Raw genomic sequence first — 16433 nt, 5'->3', positions numbered from 1 at the left:
GAAGAATAATTCAAGCGTCAATATTTTCAACAATTTGCCATTAAGTTTCGATGTGAAGTAACCAATATGAAAAAAATGGCATGCCCCCAATACCGAATCATGATCATGATTTAACACCGACAAAACACGAACACCCATAAAAAAACGCGAAGCTTACACTTCGCGTTTTCAAGGATTATGACTCCATCATTCCTGATGGTATTGCGTCACTCTTTCCACTTCATTTTTGGAACCCAGGAACACCGCAACACGCTGATGCAGTTTTTCTGGCTGGATATCCAGCATGCGTTGCTTGCCGTCGGTCGATGCGCCGCCAGCCTGTTCGACGATAAAGGACATGGGGTTGGCTTCGTACATCAAACGCAGTTTGCCTGCCTTGTCCGGTTCACGTTTGTCTGCCGGGTACATGAAGATGCCGCCACGGTTCAGGATGCGGTGTACGTCGGCCACCATGGAGGCGATCCAGCGCATGTTGAATTCTTTGCCGCGTGGACCGGTGCCGCCCGCCAGCATTTCATCGACATAACGCGTGACGGGTGGATACCAGTGACGGGTGTTGGAGGCATTGATGGCAAATTCCTTGGTATCTTCCGGGATTTGCATATTGCGTTGGGTCAGTACCCAGGAACCCATTTCACGGTCGAGGGTGAAGCAGTTCACGCCATTACCCGTGGTCAGTACCAGGACTGTCTGGGGGCCGTACACGGCATAACCGGCGGCAACCTGCTTGCTGCCGGGTTGCAGGAAGTCTTGCTCAGTTGGCTTGCCCATGCCTTCCGGTGCCTTCAATACCGAGAAGATGGTACCGATAGAGACATTGACGTCAATATTGCTGGAGCCATCAAGTGGATCAAACAGCAGCATGTATTCGCCCTGGGGATAGCGGTTAGGTATCGGATGGATGCTTTCCATTTCTTCCGATGCCATGGCGGCCAGATGCCCCCCCCATTCATTCGCTTCCAGCAAAATTTCATTCGACAGGATGTCGAGCTTCTTTTGCACTTCGCCCTGAATGTTTTCGCTACCGGCGGTACCCAGCACTTCACCTAAAGCACCCTTGCCTACTGCATGGCTGATGGTCTTGCAGGCGCGCGCCACCACTTCGATCAGCAGGCGCAATTCTGCCGGTATCGAATTATTCAGGCGCTGCTCTTCGACCAGGTACTGGGTCAGGCTTACACGTTTCATGTTGTTCTCTCGATTTTTTCAGTAATTCTTGTCAATAGTTTGTTCAATAAGTCGTTCAAAACCTGTTTACGATCTGCAGCGAGCGTGCGTCAGCGGGCTCAGTGGCAACAAATAGAGCCGCGCAAAAAGCGGAATGTACTATAGTACATGAGCATTTCGAGCAGCGCATGAGCCCCGATCACGCTCGCGCAGTAAGATCAAAACAGGTTTTCAGGAAGCCAGGGCTTTGCTGACTACTTCCAGAACGTCTTTCGACAGTTTTTTGGTGTCAGCTACTTTTTGCAGAGCGGCCTTCATATGGGTTTGCAAATTCTTTGGATATTTCTTCCAGCGATCCATGCTGCGCGCCAGACGGGCTGCCACTTGCGGATTAAGCTTGTTGAGCGCAATCACCAACTCTGCCCACAAGGCATAACCACTGCCGTCAGCCGCATGGAAACGTGCCGGATTGGCATTGCAGAAGGCAAACGTCAGGCTGCGTGCACGGTTGGGGTTGTTCAAGGTAAAGGCTGGGTGTGTCATCAGTTCACGTACTTTTGCCACATCAGTGGTGCGCGCAGTGGCCTGCAACATGAACCATTTGTCGATGACCAAGGCTTCTTTTTTGAAGTCTTTAAAGAACTGGTTCAGGGCTTTGGCGGCTGCTTTGGCATGTTTGTCCGTGCCGCTAAAATTGGTCAGGGCTGTCAATGCGGCCAGACGATCTGTCATGTTTTCAGCTTCATCGAACTGGGTTTTCGCCAGATCAAAAGTGGAATCATCCGACCATTCAAGCAAATACGACAGGGACAGGTTTTTCAAACCGCGTCTGGCCATGGATTGTGCATCCGGGCTATATTTTCCTGGTGTCAGATGGCCTTCATAGGCACTCAGCAAGTCGGCGCGCAGATGCCCGGTCAGGGTGGCACGGGTAAACTGGCGGGCAGTATGAATGGCTTGTGGATCAACCACCTTGAATTCTTCAGCAATCATGGCTTCGGAAGGCAGGGTCAGCACCAGTTCGCGGAATGCCGGGTCGAGGCTGGCATCCTTCAGCGTGGCACGCAGGGCTTCTATGAACATGCTGTCCAGCGTCAGTTCTTCACCCTGTTGTACTGCTGTCGTCAGTTTGACCAGACGGCGTGTCGCCAGGCGCTGGCCAGCTTCCCAACGGTTGAACGGGTCGCTGTCATTGGCCAGCAAGAGGCCCAGTTCTTCATCGCTGTAATCAATCTCCAGCACCACAGGTGCAGAGAAATTGCGCAGCAGTGAAGGCACAGGCTTGCTGCTGATTTTGCTGAAGCGGAATATCTGGCTATCTTCTGTCAGTTCCAGCACCAGACTGCTTGCGCCTGCGTGGGCTTCGTAACCGTCGCAATGCAAGGCCATGTCCTTGCCATCAGCACCCAGCAAACCCATCGCCACCGGGATATGGAAAGGCAATTTTTTTACTTGTCCTGGTGTGGCCGGGCAAGACTGGCTGAGTTTGATTTCATAGGTCTGCGCTTCTGCGTCATAGCTTGTTTCCACCTTGACGCGCGGGGTACCCGCCTGGCTATACCAGCGTTCAAACTGGGTCAGGTCACGACCGCTGGAATCAGCCATGGCAGCACGGAAGTCATCACATTCAACAGCCTGTCCATCATGCCGTTCAAAATACAGATCCATACCCTTGCGGAAGCCGTCGTGGCCCAGCAAGGTGTAATACATGCGCACGACTTCGGAACCTTTTTCGTAAATCGTGACAGTGTAGAAATTATTGATTTCAACAAAAGAATCAGGGCGTACCGGATGAGCCATAGGGCCTGCATCTTCCGAGAATTGCACCTGGCGCAGCAGGCGCACATCTTCGATACGTTTGACGGCGCGGCCGGTGGCGGTGCCAACCAGATCGGCAGAAAATTCCTGATCACGGAAAACCGTCAGTCCTTCTTTCAGCGACAGCTGGAACCAGTCGCGGCAGGTGACACGATTGCCGGTCCAGTTGTGGAAATATTCATGGCCAACCACGGATTCTATGCCTGCGTAATCGACGTCAGTGGCGATGGATGGATTGGCCAGTACAAACTTGGTATTGAAGATATTCAAGCCCTTGTTTTCCATCGCGCCCATATTGAAGTCGCCGGTGGCAACGATCATGAAACGATCGAGATCCAGCTCCAGGCCAAAACGCTGTTCATCCCAGCGTATGCTGTTTTTCAGGGAATCCATGGCATGCTGGGTCTTGTCCAGATTGCCTTCTTCCACCCAGACTTGCAGCAAGGCTTTGCGACCGGATTTGAGCTTGTAATTTTCTTCCTGACATACCAGCTTGCCCGCAACCAGGGCAAACAGGTAGGAAGGTTTCTTGAACGGGTCTTCCCATTTGGCGAAATGACGGCCATCGCCCAGATCACCTTCTGCAATCAGGTTACCGTTGCTCAAGAGGACAGGGAATTTTTTCTTGTCGGCACGCAGCATGACCGTGTATTTCGCCATGACATCGGGACGATCCGGGAACCAGGTGATCTTGCGGAAGCCTTCTGCTTCGCACTGTGTAATGAAATTGCCATTCGACGCATACAGCCCGGACAGCGAGGTGTTTTTTTGCGGATTGATCAGGGTTTCAATTTCCAGCGTGACTTCGTCCGGGGCATTGGCAATGCGCAGGGTTTCGCCTTCTATCTTGTAAGCGCTTTTCTTCAGGTTCACGCCGTTCATGCGCAGTTGCAGCAATTTCAGGGATTCACCGAACAGTACCAGGTCTTTCTCTTTGCTGTCATGGTTGCGGCGCATGGTCATGCGCGTTGCCACATGGGTTGCTTGCAGATCAAGGTCAAAACCCATCTCTACCGTGTCCACCCAAAAGCCTGGGGCCACGTAATCTTTACGGAAAATAGTCTGTGGTGTGCTGGCAGTATCGTTGCGCATGGATTGAATATCTCGCGAAAATAAATGGAATGGCAAAGTCTTGTGAACCCTGCGAAGACTGCCATTTTACCAAGCTGTGTGTGAGCAGGCACGAAAGCAGTCATAATTACTTTGTAATAACGCAGAAAATTTGGCCTGATTGTGGATTTTTTGCAGAGACAGGCTAAAAGTTTTATAAAAATCGCGATGAATCAGGGGAAAGCGGCTTGCTCACCAACAGTAACAAAATCGTTACAACACGTTACAGAAATCACAACATGTTTGCGCAATGATGCATATCATGAAGTGGTGGAACAGAAATAGAACAGAAACTGAATTATCAAGGAGTAGCACCATGAAAAAGATCGCCATGCTATTTGCTGTGGCCTGTAGTGTTTTACTGAGTGGCTGTGCAACCACCTTCAGCAGCCAGGTCAGCGTATTCCATGAATGGCCGGCAGCAGCAAGCAATAAATCGTATATCTTTGAACGTTCGCCAGGCCAGGAAAATAATCCCGAACACAAATTATATGAAGACTTGCTGCGCAGTCGCCTGCAGGTTCTGGGCTTCACGGAAATCAGCGCCGGTGCAACGCCTGCAATGAAAGTAGGACTGAAATACGGCACCACACTAAGAGAAATCCAGTACTCACCGTTATGGCATCCTGCGATTTATGATCCCTTCTGGAACATGCACTTCAGCCGCGGGATTTATCGTTATCGCCTGGGCTATCCTTACCCTTACTGGGGCTGGGGCGGCTATCCACGCTACTGGACCGATTTCAGCCTGCGTGCCAGCTATCTGCATCAACTGGAAATACATATAGACGAAATCAATCCGGCCAAAAAGCTGGCAGACATCAAGGTCAGTTCAGAGCAGACCGATCCTGAAATATCGACCTTCATGCCCTGGATGATGGACAGCGCGCTGAAAGACTTTCCAGGTAAAAACGGCAGCACTACCGAAGTTGAAATAAAGATGGGTAAATAGTAAATCTCTTCACTATAGCCTATAGAAAATGCCCCTGGATTGATGCAACCCAGGGGCATTTTTGTAAGGCATTGTAGCGGCGTTAAACTACTCAATCAGGCCGGCGGGTCTCTCAGTGCTTCCACCAGGGCACGATCCACCACCGATTCGGCAACGATCTGTATCGCATTGCCTTCGCGGAATTGGGTAATCAATTCTTCGCTTGATACAGAAAAGGCATCATGCCCCTGGCGGTTGGTGAAGATATAACGGGTGCGCTTGGGGCTGACCCAGGCCAGCTTGAAACGGGTAGTCACACCATTCTGCCGGGTGAAGTCAACCCAGATGCCGCGTTCCATGGTTTCTATGACACGCGCCCATTCATCGACAGGTTGCTCTATCTGATCCTGCACATGACGGTTGAGTCGTCTTTCACTCGCTCTTTGGGCAATATTGACGGCAATTTCCAGTTGGCGGCGCGGTGAAAATTCCAGTGGCGCACGGGCAATCGCGGCATGCCGTTCTGCCAGTTTGGAAAAGAATATCACGCGTTCCGGCTCATCCCATTTGATCGCATTCAGCCAGGCATTCAACAGCGACAACATGGCCGGCAACTTGCTGACCAGTTCCTTGCGTTCTTCCGCGCTGTTTTTTGGTTTCAGACTCCAGATCAGATCATCCATCGTCCGCAGGGCGTTTTCCAGGGCGTTGGGTTTTTCTTCCTTGACGTTATGGGAAATGGTCAGAATGCGTATCCACTGCTCTTTCAAAAACACTTCCAGAAAGCCGGCAACTTCACCTGTTTCAACCCGGATGGCGACATCGTTTTCAGCAAACTCGCGCGCCAGCCGCATTTTCTCCTGCTTCAGGGCGACTGCCACCGGTTCACTGATGGCAACTTCGGTTTGCTGTTCTTCTTCCTTCAGAAAGGCTTCAAGATCAGCGACAACGTCTGAAAACAATTCTATCTGCTGATCGAAATCCTGCTGCACGCGTTCGACGATGCCTTCTATCATCTGATAGAGAGGATCTTCTGCTGTGGTATCACTATTGAGCAAGACACTGGATTTCGCCAGCGTATCAATCAATACCCTGGCTGGATGGTTTTCCTTAAAAAAGAAATCCTTGTCCAGTAAAGCCACTTTAAGCGTGGGGATCTGCAACTGGCCGATAAGGCCCTTGATATCTGACGGGATGCTGGCATCATTGAACACATAATCAAAGATCCTTGCCAGCAACTCAATGGTACTTTGATCGATATGGGTCAGGCTTTCGGCATTCGGCTGCTGCGACAACTGCCGCAAATGCGCCGTATCCATGGGCATGGGGCTGACCGAGAAATTCCTTTGTACGCTAGTCAGGTAGTCAAAGAACTGACGGTCAATGGTCACCATATCGGGTGCATGCATGCCGCCACCGCCGACATTGCCATCACCGGCAAAACCTCCACCAGCGCTACCTCCGCCACTACCGCCCTGCTGGCCGCCTGCGTAAGGTATGCCGTCCACACCGCCACCGCCACCGCCACCGCCACCGCCACCGCCACCGCCAACAGTATTGCTGAAAGAAGCAGGCGTAGAGGTACCAGAGAAAATATTTCTTAACTTATTTTCAAGATAAGGGTCGCGGTCGCTAATATCTTCTGTAGGCGAATGCATGCTTTTCTTTTGCTTATTCTTGTACCCGTCATTAATATCAGGAAGAATGCCACGTTCTATCAATGCCTGGTTCAATTCTCTATAAATAGCACCCAGCTGGAAAAACAATTCCGGCTGCAACAAACGCAAAATCAGGTGATGGGTTTCCGGATCAGGTTCCAGTTCCATCCAGGCCTGATGGACCGCCTTGACAAACAGTTCAGGACGAAACGGGTTTTGCGACACGCTGATGGGTGTCCGCCGCAAAACGTGTCCTATACGCATGTTCAGCGCCACCAACTGCTCGGCATTATTCACTTCCAGCGACTGACTCAGGTTACGGCTGAGTACCTTGCTCTCCATCTCTTCGAAGCTGACCAGCGAAAAATCCTGCTTTCCTTCATCGGTTCTGGCACGCTTACGGGTGTTTACCACGCTCACTTCCTTGGCCAGGGCAGCATTGATCTGGCCGGCCACCAGGCGATAAAAGGTAGTGCCATTGCGTTTCAGTTGCTGATAAGCCTGAAAACTGATTGCCACTTCTTCAGGCCTGACTGTCTGATCCGACAACTTGAACAAGGCTTCGGTCAGACGTCCGGCAAATGCTTCCAGTTGTGAAGACACCAGGTTAGTCGCTATCGGTACCAGACTTTGCAATATCAGCAAACGGCTGGAGCTGGAAAATTCGCTGGTTTTAGCGGTATTCAGTGGAAGTGTGTCCATTGCTAGTTTTTATTGTAATCAGAATGGTTGATAAAACTGTGCTGACATGGCGCACAAGGTACTTGCGCCACACACCACCAAATGTACACTGCTCACGACCTGAATTGTCTGCATAGTCACAATAATGACAAAAAACAAATAACAACGGAGAATGCCTTGCACTTCTTCATTCACCAGACTGTCTTGATTGGCTCAGTTAGCTTAGTTAGTATAGTAAGCCTCTGAAGCAAGGGTAATCACCACGATCAGCATCACGGCAAAAATCAGGACTATCAGCAGGCGTCCGAATTTGGGGCCGTCATTTTGCTGCCCATCTGGCTTTTTTGGTGGTGTCACTTGTGTCATATTATCTTGCATCATGGAATTAATATGGTAGAACCTGTTGTTTTTCGCGCTTCCAGATCACGGTGCGCCTGGGCAACCTCGCTCAGGGCATAGCGCTGGTGAATGTCTATTTTAATCTTCCCGCTTTCCACTATGGAAAACAACTGCGCCGCCATTTGCTCAAGATCATCACGCTTTGCGGTATAGCTCATCAAACTCGGGCGCGTAATAAACAGCGAGCCACGTGATGCCAGTTCGCTCAGATTGAAAGCAGGCACTGGCCCCGACGCGTTGCCAAAACTGACCATCATGCCCAACGGTGCCAGGCAATCAAGTGAATTGATAAAAGTATCCTTGCCGATGGAATCATAAACGACAGGCACCCCTTTTCCATCCGTAATTTCACGAACACGCTGAACAAAATTTTCTTTGTTGTAGTTGATGACATGGGTGCAACCATGGGCTTTTGCCAGCTCGGCCTTCTCGTCAGAACCCACGGTACCTATCATGGTCACCCCGATTGCTCTTGCCCACTGGCTGGCAATCAGACCTACACCACCGGCGGCGGCATGAAACAGTATGGTTTCACCGCCCTGTAAAGGAAAGGTACGATGAAACAAGTATTGCACAGTCAGTCCCTGCAACATCATCGCTGCGGCTGTTTCAAAAGTTATGCTATCAGGCAGGCGCACCAGATTGTCAGCAGGCATGATGCGCGCTTCAGCATAGGCACCGCTGGGTCTGCCGGCATAGGCAACACGGTCACCAACCCGCACATAGGTAACACCCGGCCCTATCGCCTCGACGATACCTGCACCTTCCATACCCAGCCCGGCTGGCAGCGGCTGCGGGTAGAGTCCAGTGCGAAAGTACACATCGATGAAATTCAGGCCACAAGCCTTATGTCGCACCAAAACCTCACCGGCACCAGGTTGCCCCAGCTCTACGTCGACATACTCCATGACTTCCGGACCACCGGTTTGCTGCATCCTGACTGCTTTTACCATTACCATATCGGGCTCCTGATGGTTCAATCCGTTTATTGACTTCATCTGATTGTTACGCCTGCCTATACCTCTTTTACCTGGATTCAAGCTGAAGTTTTCTTTGCCGACAGCAAATACATTCCCCCCATGACCAGCACTGTACCTGCCATTTGCCAGCTTGTGATGGGTTCATCAAGAAAATACGCACCTAAAAACAAGGTCGATACCGGCCCTATCATGCCAGCCTGCGATGCGGTTGCGGCACCAATCTTCTTGACGGCGATCATGGTCATGAATACCGGCAAGACCGTGCAAAAGATGGCATTCACCACGGACAAAGAATATACATGAAGCGGCTGCACCAGCATGGATGCCGGGCGCAAGACAAAAAACTGGCCTATGCAGGCGGCACTGGACACACACATCGCATAAGACACCAGGCGCAAGGACCCCAATCGCTGCACCAGCTGGCCTGACTGTATCAGATACAGGGCATACGACACCGCAGCCCCCAGCACCAGCACCGAACCCAGCAAGACATTGCTGCCTCCAAATTTCAGATCGTGGAAAAATACCAGCACGATGCCCATATAGGAAACCACCAGGGCAGCCCATTCCAGCCGGCTGACAGCGCGTTTCAAAAAGAAAGCGGATATCAGCAACACGAAAGACGGTGTCAGAAACAGGATCAGCCTTTCCAGCCCGGCCGTGATGTATTGCAAACCCAGGAAATCAAGGAAAGATGACAGGTAATAGCCAATCAGCCCCAGAACTACCAGACTAAGGCGGTCTTTTGAACTCAGGCTGCCGGCCTTATGCATCTGCCACAGGGCAATGCCGGCAAAAATCGGCAGGGAAAATGCCATGCGAAAAAAAATCAGGGTGACGGCGTCCACGTTATAGCGATATATCAGCTTGGCGACGATGGCTTTTGTGGAAAAAAGGATGGCACCAGTCAGGGCAATCGCAAGGCCGGTCAGGTAGGAACGTCTTGCAAGTAAAGCGGAGTTGCTATTGAGGGTATTGGGATGCATAAATAATCTGTTGAAAATCTCTCTCGATACGTCCATGGCGGCAAAAATTCACTGCTGCCATGCTTCATTCTCTCATTCCGGGGTGCGTCACAGGCATTTTAATTTCCACTTGGAAAAGAACTCACAATCTTTTACACCGAACACCCTGATTTGCATGCCAATTTGACTTTGTGTAACCATCAAAACAAGCAAAGTTCACTACACTCGATTCATGGATAACAGCATTGCTCAGGAGCTTCAAATGTACACACCAAGATTGCAATATGCGGACCAACCCGTACTTCGCCCAAAACGCGTTCACGCAGAAGCGCCACAATTGCGCCAAAAGCCTGTCACGCTGAAACAACATGCCACAGATTTGAGCAGTATTTTCAAACGCCTGGCCAATTCAGGTCAGCAGGACTGAAGTCTGCGCAGAAGGGATTGAGGAACAAGTCCCCAATCCCATCCAGCTTTATTTCTTCAGAATGGATCCCAGCACGCCACGGATGATTTCGCGTCCGACCTGAGAGCCCATGGTTCTGACCGTGGACTTGATCATGGTCTCCACCACATTGTCCTTGCGCCGCAAGCCCCCACCGCCAAGCAGATTGCCGAATACGCTTTTCAGCGTATCGCCAACGCCACCGCCTTCTTGTTGTTGCGCAGGCTGAGCTACCCGCCCATTACTGCCAGCACCACCCGTAGGCCTGGCTGGTGCTGATGGCGCATTACCCCAGCCATTGGCATCTGCCGCTGCCGGTTCATCCTTGCTACCCGGCTGCAGACTTTCATCCTTATCAGCCGCAGTCGTGGCAGTAGCAGCACGCGTAGCCACCCGTCCTGTCAGTTTTTCATAGGCAGATTCGCGGTCTATATGTTTTTCATACACACCGGCGACGATGGAGGTCTGCATGACTTGCTGGCGCTCATCGGCAGTAATCGTACCTATCTGCGAAGATGGCGGCACGATCAAAGCACGTTCCACGATGTTTGGCCGGCCTTTTTCATCCAGGAAGGATACCAGAGCTTCGCCCACACCCAGTTCGGCAATCACCGCCGCCGTATCCAGTTCTGGATTGGGGCGGAAAGTCTCTGCCGCAGCCTGTACTGCCTTCTGGTCACGCGGAGTATACGCACGCAAGGCATGTTGTACGCGATTACCCAGTTGGCCCAGCACGGTGTCCGGGATATCCAGCGGATTTTGCGTCACAAAATACACGCCGACGCCCTTGGAACGTATCAGGCGCACCACCTGCTCTATCTTTTGCAGCAAGACCTTGGGGGCTTCATCGAACAGCAAATGGGCTTCATCAAAGAAAAATACCATTTTCGGCTGATCGACATCACCCACTTCCGGCAGATGTTCATATAGTTCGGATAGCATCCACAGCAAAAAAGTCGAATACAGGCGCGGCGATTGCAGTAATTGATCGGCAGCGAGGATATTCACGTAACCACGGCCATCGCCGTCGGTCTGCATCATGTCATCCAGGTTCAGCATGGGTTCGCCAAAGAATTGCTCGCCTCCCTGCTCAGAAATAGTCAGCAAGGAACGCTGGATAGCCCCCACGCTGGCGGCAGAGATATTGCCGTATTCAGTCTGGAATACCGACGCATTTTCAGCCAGATATTGCAGCATGGCGCGCAAATCCTTGGTATCGAGCAGCAACAGGCCATGATCGTCTGCGATCTTGAAGGCTAGTTGCAAGACACCTTCCTGGGTATCGTTCAGATTGAGCATGCGGCCCAGCAGCAAAGGCCCCAGGTCCGACACGGTAGCGCGCACCGGATGCCCCTGCTTGCCAAATACATCCCAAAAAGTCACAGGACAAGCCTGCCATCTGGGTTCATCCAATTGCAGCGCTTGCAGTCTTTGCTGTATCTTGCTGCTGGCAGTGCCAGCCTTGGCCATGCCGGACAAATCACCTTTGACATCGGCCATGAATACCGGTACCCCGATATCGGAAAATGCCTGTGCCATGGCCTGTAGCGTCACGGTCTTGCCGGTACCGGTTGCACCGGTGATGCAGCCATGCCGGTTGGCCCAGTCTGACAGTAAATTCAGGTCGATTTCGGAATTTTTAGCGATCAACAATGGTTTTGACATAGTTTTGAGGGGTGATTTGGGGAATTCGGTCTGTACCACTATGGTAAAATACTGGTCTTCATTATAAAACCAAGCCAGGCAAAATTGCCGCCCTCAGGGTGAGCTATTGTCAATTCAGGAAAGAGCGATCATGGCAGGACATAGTAAATGGGCCAATATCAAGCATAAAAAAGCCGCAACCGATGCCAAACGCGGCAAGATATGGACGCGTCTGATCAAGGAGATCACAGTTGCAGCACGCATGGGTGGTGAGGATGTCGATTCCAACCCGCGCCTGCGTCTGGCAGTAGACAAGGCGGCTGACGCCAATATGCCAAAAGAAAACGTCACGCGCGCGATACAACGCGGTGCCGGCACACTGGAAGGCGCAAATTACGAAGAAGTACGTTATGAAGGTTATGGCATAGGTGGTGCTGCCATCGTGGTTGACTGCATGACTGACAACCGCGTGCGTACCGTGGCGGAAGTACGCCACGCCTTCAACAAATACGGTGGCAATATGGGTACTGAAGGCTCGGTGGCCTTTTTGTTCCAGCATTGCGGCCAGATGTTTTTTGCTCCGGGCACGAATGAAGATGCCCTGATGGAAGCTGCTTTGGAAGCCGGTGCTGACGATGTCGTCACCGACGAAGAAGGTGGCATAGAAGTGCTGTGCGCACCATTCAGCCTGTCTGACCTGCGTGCCAGCCTGGAAAAAGCAGGTTTCAAGGCAGAAGTCGCTGAAGTCGTCATGAAACCAAATACTGAGACCGTATTTGCTGGCGAGGAAGGCATCAAAATGCAAAAATTGCTGGATGCACTGGAAAACCTCGACGATGTACAAGAAGTATTCACCAACGCCATCATAGAAGATTAAGATGAAATTACTCGTTGTCGGCTCTGGTGGCCGTGAACATGCACTCGCCTGGAAACTCGCGCAATCTGAACGTGTACAAACCATTTTTGTGGCACCTGGCAATGGCGGCACAGCTGCTGACGTACGCCTGAAAAACATCAACATTACCGATCCGGTTGCCTTGGCGGACTTTGCCGAACAGGAGCATATCGGCATTACCGTAGTCGGACCTGAAGTCCCGCTGGCGGCTGGTATCGTCAATATTTTCCGTGATCGTGGCCTGAAAATCTTTGGCCCGACCAAAGAAGCGGCGCAACTCGAAAGTTCCAAGGATTTCGCCAAGGCCTTCATGCACAGGCATGCCATCCCCACGGCTGAATACCAGACCTTTTCTGATCTGGCACCGGCGCATGACTATATCAACGCCAAAGGTGCACCTATTGTCATCAAAGCTGACGGCCTGGCCGCTGGCAAGGGTGTGGTCGTGGCCATGACGCTGGAAGAAGCACATGCTGCCGTTGACATGATGTTGTCTGACAATAAGCTGGGTGACGCAGGCGCACGCGTGGTGATTGAAGAATTTTTGGCTGGTGAAGAAGCCAGCTTCATCGTCATGGTGGACGGCAAAAATATTCTGCCGCTCGCCACCAGCCAGGATCACAAGCGTTTGCTGGACAATGACGAAGGCCCCAACACGGGCGGCATGGGTGCGTACTCCCCTGCCCCTATCGTCACACCGCAATTGCATGCACGCGTCATGCGCGAGATCATCGTGCCTACGGTACAGGGCATGGCCAAGGACGGTATCGTGTTCACCGGCTTTTTGTATGCCGGCCTGATGATTGATGACCAGGGTAATCCAAAGACACTGGAATTCAATTGCCGCATGGGCGACCCTGAAACCCAGCCCATCATGGCGCGCCTGAAAACCGACCTGCTGCACGTCATGGAACATGCCGTGAATGGCACACTTGATACCGTGGAACTGGAATGGGACAGGCGCACAGCCATGGGCATCGTCATGGCTGCCGCAGGTTACCCGGACAACCCGCGCAAGGGTGACAAGATTACCGGCATCCCGGCAGAAACGACGGAAACCGTGACCTTCCATGCCGGTACCGTATTGAATGAAAAGACCCTGAGTGTGACTGGTGGCCGTGTTTTATGCGTCGTTGGTCTGGGTGATACAGTCAAACTGGCGCAAAAACATGCTTATGACGTAGTGGAAAAAATCCATTTCGACGGCATGCAATATCGCCGTGACATAGGCTGGCGTGCGCTCAACCGCAAACATTAAGTCCTGATCAGGCGCATTGAGGCGCATTGCTGGTGAGCACTGCACAATGCGCCCTCGATCTTTTAAAACAGGTTGAGAATAGTTCAAAGACCAGTTACCGGGCCCAACCCCTTGCGTTTTTTAGAGTAGATAGCAGAATGACAGATACACTCGCGGTTAAAAATTACTTCTTGGGCCTGCAGGCTGGTATAGTCGCGGCTCTGGAAGCAGTTGATGGCCATACTTTTATCACAGATAGCTGGGAACGCCCTGAAGGTGGTGGCGGTATCTCGCGCGTTATAGAAGAAGGCAAGGTATTTGAACGTGGCGGTGTGAATTTTTCCCATGTCATGGGCAAAAACCTGCCACCGTCTGCCGCTGCCAGCCGCCCTGAACTGGCTGGTCGCCAGTGGGAAGCCATGGGTGTGTCGTTGGTCTTGCATCCACGCAACCCCTATGCCCCTACCGTACACATGAATGTGCGTTTTTTCACCACCCGTGCCGAAGGGCAAGAAGATGTGTGGTGGTTTGGCGGTGGTATGGATTTGACACCTTATTATGGTTTCGCTGAAGATGCGGTGCATTTTCACCAAACCTGTAAAATGGCGGTCCAGCCTTTTGGCACAGATTTGCACGCCCGCTTCAAAAAATGGTGCGATGAGTATTTTTACCTGAAACACCGCAAGGAAGCCCGTGGTGTCGGTGGCATCTTCTTTGATGATTTCAATGAAGTTGATTTTGACAGCAGTTTTGCCATGATGCGCAGCGTGGGCGATGCCTTTGTTCCTGCCTATCGCCCGATACTGGGAAGACGCAAAGACCTCGCATATGGCGAACGTGAGCGTGATTTCCAGGCTTATCGCCGCGGCCGCTACGTAGAATTCAATCTGGTATTTGACCGTGGTACGCATTTCGGTCTGCAATCCGGCGGCAGGACAGAATCCATACTGATGTCCATGCCCCCTATCGTCAAATGGCGTTATGACTGGAAACCGGAAGCTGGTAGCCCGGAAGCAGCACTGGCAACAGACTTTCTGGCACACAGGGAATGGGTATAGACACTGCAGCAAAACCTTGCGTCCTGGTACTGGGTGGCAGCTTTGACCCTGTCCATCTGGGTCATATCGCCCTTGCCCATAGCCTGGCAACGGTATTGAAACCGGATGAATTACGCATCATTCCTGTTGGTCAACAATGGCAAAAGAATGAGTTTCAGGCAACAACGCTACAAAGGCTGGCCATGCTGGAGCTGGCTTTTGAAGACTGGCAGCTCTGCCCCGTCAGGATAGACCAGCAGGAAATCATCCGGTCAGAACAGGGTAAAAGTAATTTCACCATCGACACCTTGCACCAGCTACGTACGGAAGTTGGCGAACAGGCATCATTGGTGTTTGCCATGGGTGCAGATCAGTTACAAAATTTGCATACCTGGCACAATTGGCAAGCCTTGCTTGGCGTAGCGCATCTTTGCGCTGCTTCACGACCGGGTTTCAGCCTCGATATCAGCAGCCCCGACATTGCTGATATCTGGAAGAAAAATGCCATCAGCGCCATGGAAATGCGCTCCCGGCCAGCAGGTGGTACTTATCTCGAAAGAAACCTGGCGCAAGATGTATCTGCCACCCAACTACGTACAGAATTAAAACAGCATAACCCGACAACAAGATTGCTAGTCCCGCACAAGGTGCTAGACTACTTACAACAACAAACTATCTACCAATAAAATATGGATATTAAAAAACTGCAAGCTTTGGTCATTGACGCTCTGGAAGACGTCAAGGCACAAGACATAGAATTATACGAAACCACCCACCTGACCAGCCTGTTTGACCGTGTTTGTATCGCATCCGGTACATCCAACCGTCAAACCAAGGCTTTGGCGGCTTCGGTACGCGATAAAGTCAAGGAAAACGGTGGCACTATCGTCAGTATGGAAGGTGAAGCGACTGGCGAATGGGTACTGGTCGATCTGGGCGATATCGTCGTTCATATCATGCAGCCAGCCATTCGCGCTTACTACCGTCTGGAAGAACTGTGGGGCGACAAACCTGTGAAATTCGGCGCAGCCAAGCGTATCACAGCGAAAAAAGTCGATGCACCTGATGCCGGTGAAGCCAGCGACAAGCCAAAACGTGCGCCACGCAAAACTGCAGGCAAGGCAGCCCCACTGGAAGTCACGCATGACATGATGGCAATCCAGACCACGCTGGATGATGAAAAGAAACCAGCCCGCAAGCCACGCGTCAGCAAAACTACAGGCGAAGCAGATGCCAAACCAGCGCGCAAACCGGCTGCCCGCAAAGCTGCCGATGGTACCGCCAAACCAGCCAAGCCAGCCAAAATACCAACTGGTGGCCGCGTCAAGGTAGCCTCTACCAAGACAGCAGTGGCATCCGCCAAACAGGCTGCGGAAAAACGCGGAGCGGCAGCAGCTGCACCAGCCAAACGCGCAACAGTCCGTAAAAAAACAGAGGAATAATTCTGTTGAAGACCCATTTCAAAT

Annotated in this window: 14 protein-coding genes; 7 read left to right on the top strand and 7 right to left on the bottom strand. The window is 51.7% G+C overall.

Features of this window, described 5'->3' with window-relative positions:
* Positions 1–186: 186 nt before the first annotated feature.
* Both H8L32_RS17950 and pepN read right to left on the bottom strand, forming a co-directional pair.
* Positions 187–1188 carry a class 1 fructose-bisphosphatase gene (locus H8L32_RS17950; protein ID WP_186948632.1) on the bottom strand — a complete coding sequence of 334 codons (1002 nt, stop codon included), beginning with the start codon at positions 1186–1188 and terminating at the stop codon, positions 187–189.
* Between the two features lie 210 nt (positions 1189–1398).
* Positions 1399–4077 carry an aminopeptidase N gene (pepN, locus tag H8L32_RS17945; RefSeq protein WP_186948631.1) on the bottom strand — a complete coding sequence of 893 codons (2679 nt, stop codon included), beginning with the start codon at positions 4075–4077 and terminating at the stop codon, positions 1399–1401.
* Positions 4078–4411: 334 nt separating this feature from the next.
* Between pepN and H8L32_RS17940 the strand changes: the two genes are divergently transcribed.
* Positions 4412–5047 carry a DUF4136 domain-containing protein gene (locus H8L32_RS17940; protein WP_186948630.1) on the top strand — a complete coding sequence of 212 codons (636 nt, stop codon included), beginning with the start codon at positions 4412–4414 and terminating at the stop codon, positions 5045–5047.
* Positions 5048–5142: 95 nt separating this feature from the next.
* On the opposite strand, the gene H8L32_RS28010 is transcribed toward H8L32_RS17940, so the two are convergent.
* The 4 genes from H8L32_RS28010 to H8L32_RS17920 all read right to left on the bottom strand — a co-directional run bounded on the left by H8L32_RS28010 (position 5143) and on the right by H8L32_RS17920 (position 9730).
* Positions 5143–7386 carry a DUF1631 family protein gene (locus H8L32_RS28010; protein ID WP_186948629.1) on the bottom strand — a complete coding sequence of 748 codons (2244 nt, stop codon included), beginning with the start codon at positions 7384–7386 and terminating at the stop codon, positions 5143–5145.
* Between the two features lie 201 nt (positions 7387–7587).
* Positions 7588–7731: a hypothetical protein gene (locus tag H8L32_RS17930; protein ID WP_222619410.1), complete on the bottom strand. Its 144-nt coding sequence runs from the start codon at positions 7729–7731 to the stop codon at positions 7588–7590.
* A gap of 11 nt (positions 7732–7742) precedes the next feature.
* A complete protein-coding gene (locus H8L32_RS17925) occupies positions 7743–8717 on the bottom strand; it encodes a quinone oxidoreductase family protein (RefSeq protein ID WP_186948727.1) in 975 nt (324 codons plus the stop codon).
* Positions 8718–8800: 83 nt separating this feature from the next.
* Positions 8801–9730: a DMT family transporter gene (locus tag H8L32_RS17920; protein ID WP_186948628.1), complete on the bottom strand. Its 930-nt coding sequence runs from the start codon at positions 9728–9730 to the stop codon at positions 8801–8803.
* A 211-nt stretch (positions 9731–9941) separates the two neighbouring features.
* On the opposite strand from H8L32_RS17920, the gene H8L32_RS17915 reads away from it, so the two are divergent.
* Positions 9942–10136 (top strand): hypothetical protein, encoded by a 195-nt coding sequence (locus H8L32_RS17915; RefSeq protein WP_186948627.1) that lies wholly within the window; start codon positions 9942–9944, stop codon positions 10134–10136.
* A gap of 48 nt (positions 10137–10184) precedes the next feature.
* Here the strand turns inward: H8L32_RS17915 and H8L32_RS17910 are convergent, their stop codons facing one another.
* Entirely contained in the window at positions 10185–11819 is a 1635-nt protein-coding gene (locus H8L32_RS17910; RefSeq protein WP_186948626.1) for a helicase HerA-like C-terminal domain-containing protein, read from the bottom strand.
* A gap of 130 nt (positions 11820–11949) precedes the next feature.
* Between H8L32_RS17910 and H8L32_RS17905 the strand changes: the two genes are divergently transcribed.
* From H8L32_RS17905 to rsfS, 5 genes are all read left to right on the top strand, one after another.
* The gene (locus H8L32_RS17905) at positions 11950–12675 is read left to right on the top strand and encodes a YebC/PmpR family DNA-binding transcriptional regulator (protein ID WP_186948625.1); all 726 of its coding nucleotides are present in this window, start codon (positions 11950–11952) and stop codon (positions 12673–12675) included.
* 1 nt (position 12676) lies between these two features.
* A complete protein-coding gene (purD, locus tag H8L32_RS17900) occupies positions 12677–13951 on the top strand; it encodes a phosphoribosylamine--glycine ligase (protein ID WP_186948624.1) in 1275 nt (424 codons plus the stop codon).
* A gap of 137 nt (positions 13952–14088) precedes the next feature.
* Complete coding sequence (hemF, locus tag H8L32_RS17895) at positions 14089–14988, top strand: oxygen-dependent coproporphyrinogen oxidase (RefSeq protein ID WP_186948623.1); 900 nt, start codon at positions 14089–14091, stop codon at positions 14986–14988.
* The gene (gene nadD / locus H8L32_RS17890) at positions 14979–15653 is read left to right on the top strand and encodes a nicotinate (nicotinamide) nucleotide adenylyltransferase (protein ID WP_186948622.1); all 675 of its coding nucleotides are present in this window, start codon (positions 14979–14981) and stop codon (positions 15651–15653) included. Before hemF ends, nadD begins: the two co-directional genes overlap by 10 nt.
* Before the next feature lie 3 nt (positions 15654–15656).
* The gene (rsfS, locus tag H8L32_RS17885; RefSeq protein ID WP_186948621.1) at positions 15657–16409 is read left to right on the top strand and encodes a ribosome silencing factor; all 753 of its coding nucleotides are present in this window, start codon (positions 15657–15659) and stop codon (positions 16407–16409) included.
* Positions 16410–16433 lie beyond the last annotated feature (24 nt).

The sequence above is a fragment of the Undibacterium hunanense genome (assembly GCF_014284335.1).
Lineage (GTDB): Bacteria > Pseudomonadota > Gammaproteobacteria > Burkholderiales > Burkholderiaceae_D > Undibacterium > Undibacterium hunanense.
This window is presented reverse-complemented; position numbering and strand designations above follow the sequence as displayed.

Bases quoted from the DNA above. Each gene is read 5' to 3' on its own strand.
- H8L32_RS17950 (WP_186948632.1), bottom strand. From the start codon at position 1,188: ATGAAACGTGTAAGCCTGACCCAGTACCTGGTCGAAGAGCAGCGCCTG.
- pepN (WP_186948631.1), bottom strand. From the start codon at position 4,077: ATGCGCAACGATACTGCCAGCACACCACAGACTATTTTCCGTAAAGAT.
- H8L32_RS17940 (WP_186948630.1), top strand. From the start codon at position 4,412: ATGAAAAAGATCGCCATGCTATTTGCTGTGGCCTGTAGTGTTTTACTG.
- H8L32_RS28010 (WP_186948629.1), bottom strand. From the start codon at position 7,386: ATGGACACACTTCCACTGAATACCGCTAAAACCAGCGAATTTTCCAGC.
- H8L32_RS17930 (WP_222619410.1), bottom strand. From the start codon at position 7,731: ATGACACAAGTGACACCACCAAAAAAGCCAGATGGGCAGCAAAATGAC.
- H8L32_RS17925 (WP_186948727.1), bottom strand. From the start codon at position 8,717: ATGGTAAAAGCAGTCAGGATGCAGCAAACCGGTGGTCCGGAAGTCATG.
- H8L32_RS17920 (WP_186948628.1), bottom strand. From the start codon at position 9,730: ATGCATCCCAATACCCTCAATAGCAACTCCGCTTTACTTGCAAGACGT.
- H8L32_RS17915 (WP_186948627.1), top strand. From the start codon at position 9,942: ATGGATAACAGCATTGCTCAGGAGCTTCAAATGTACACACCAAGATTG.
- H8L32_RS17910 (WP_186948626.1), bottom strand. From the start codon at position 11,819: ATGTCAAAACCATTGTTGATCGCTAAAAATTCCGAAATCGACCTGAAT.
- H8L32_RS17905 (WP_186948625.1), top strand. From the start codon at position 11,950: ATGGCAGGACATAGTAAATGGGCCAATATCAAGCATAAAAAAGCCGCA.
- purD (WP_186948624.1), top strand. From the start codon at position 12,677: ATGAAATTACTCGTTGTCGGCTCTGGTGGCCGTGAACATGCACTCGCC.
- hemF (WP_186948623.1), top strand. From the start codon at position 14,089: ATGACAGATACACTCGCGGTTAAAAATTACTTCTTGGGCCTGCAGGCT.
- nadD (WP_186948622.1), top strand. From the start codon at position 14,979: ATGGGTATAGACACTGCAGCAAAACCTTGCGTCCTGGTACTGGGTGGC.
- rsfS (WP_186948621.1), top strand. From the start codon at position 15,657: ATGGATATTAAAAAACTGCAAGCTTTGGTCATTGACGCTCTGGAAGAC.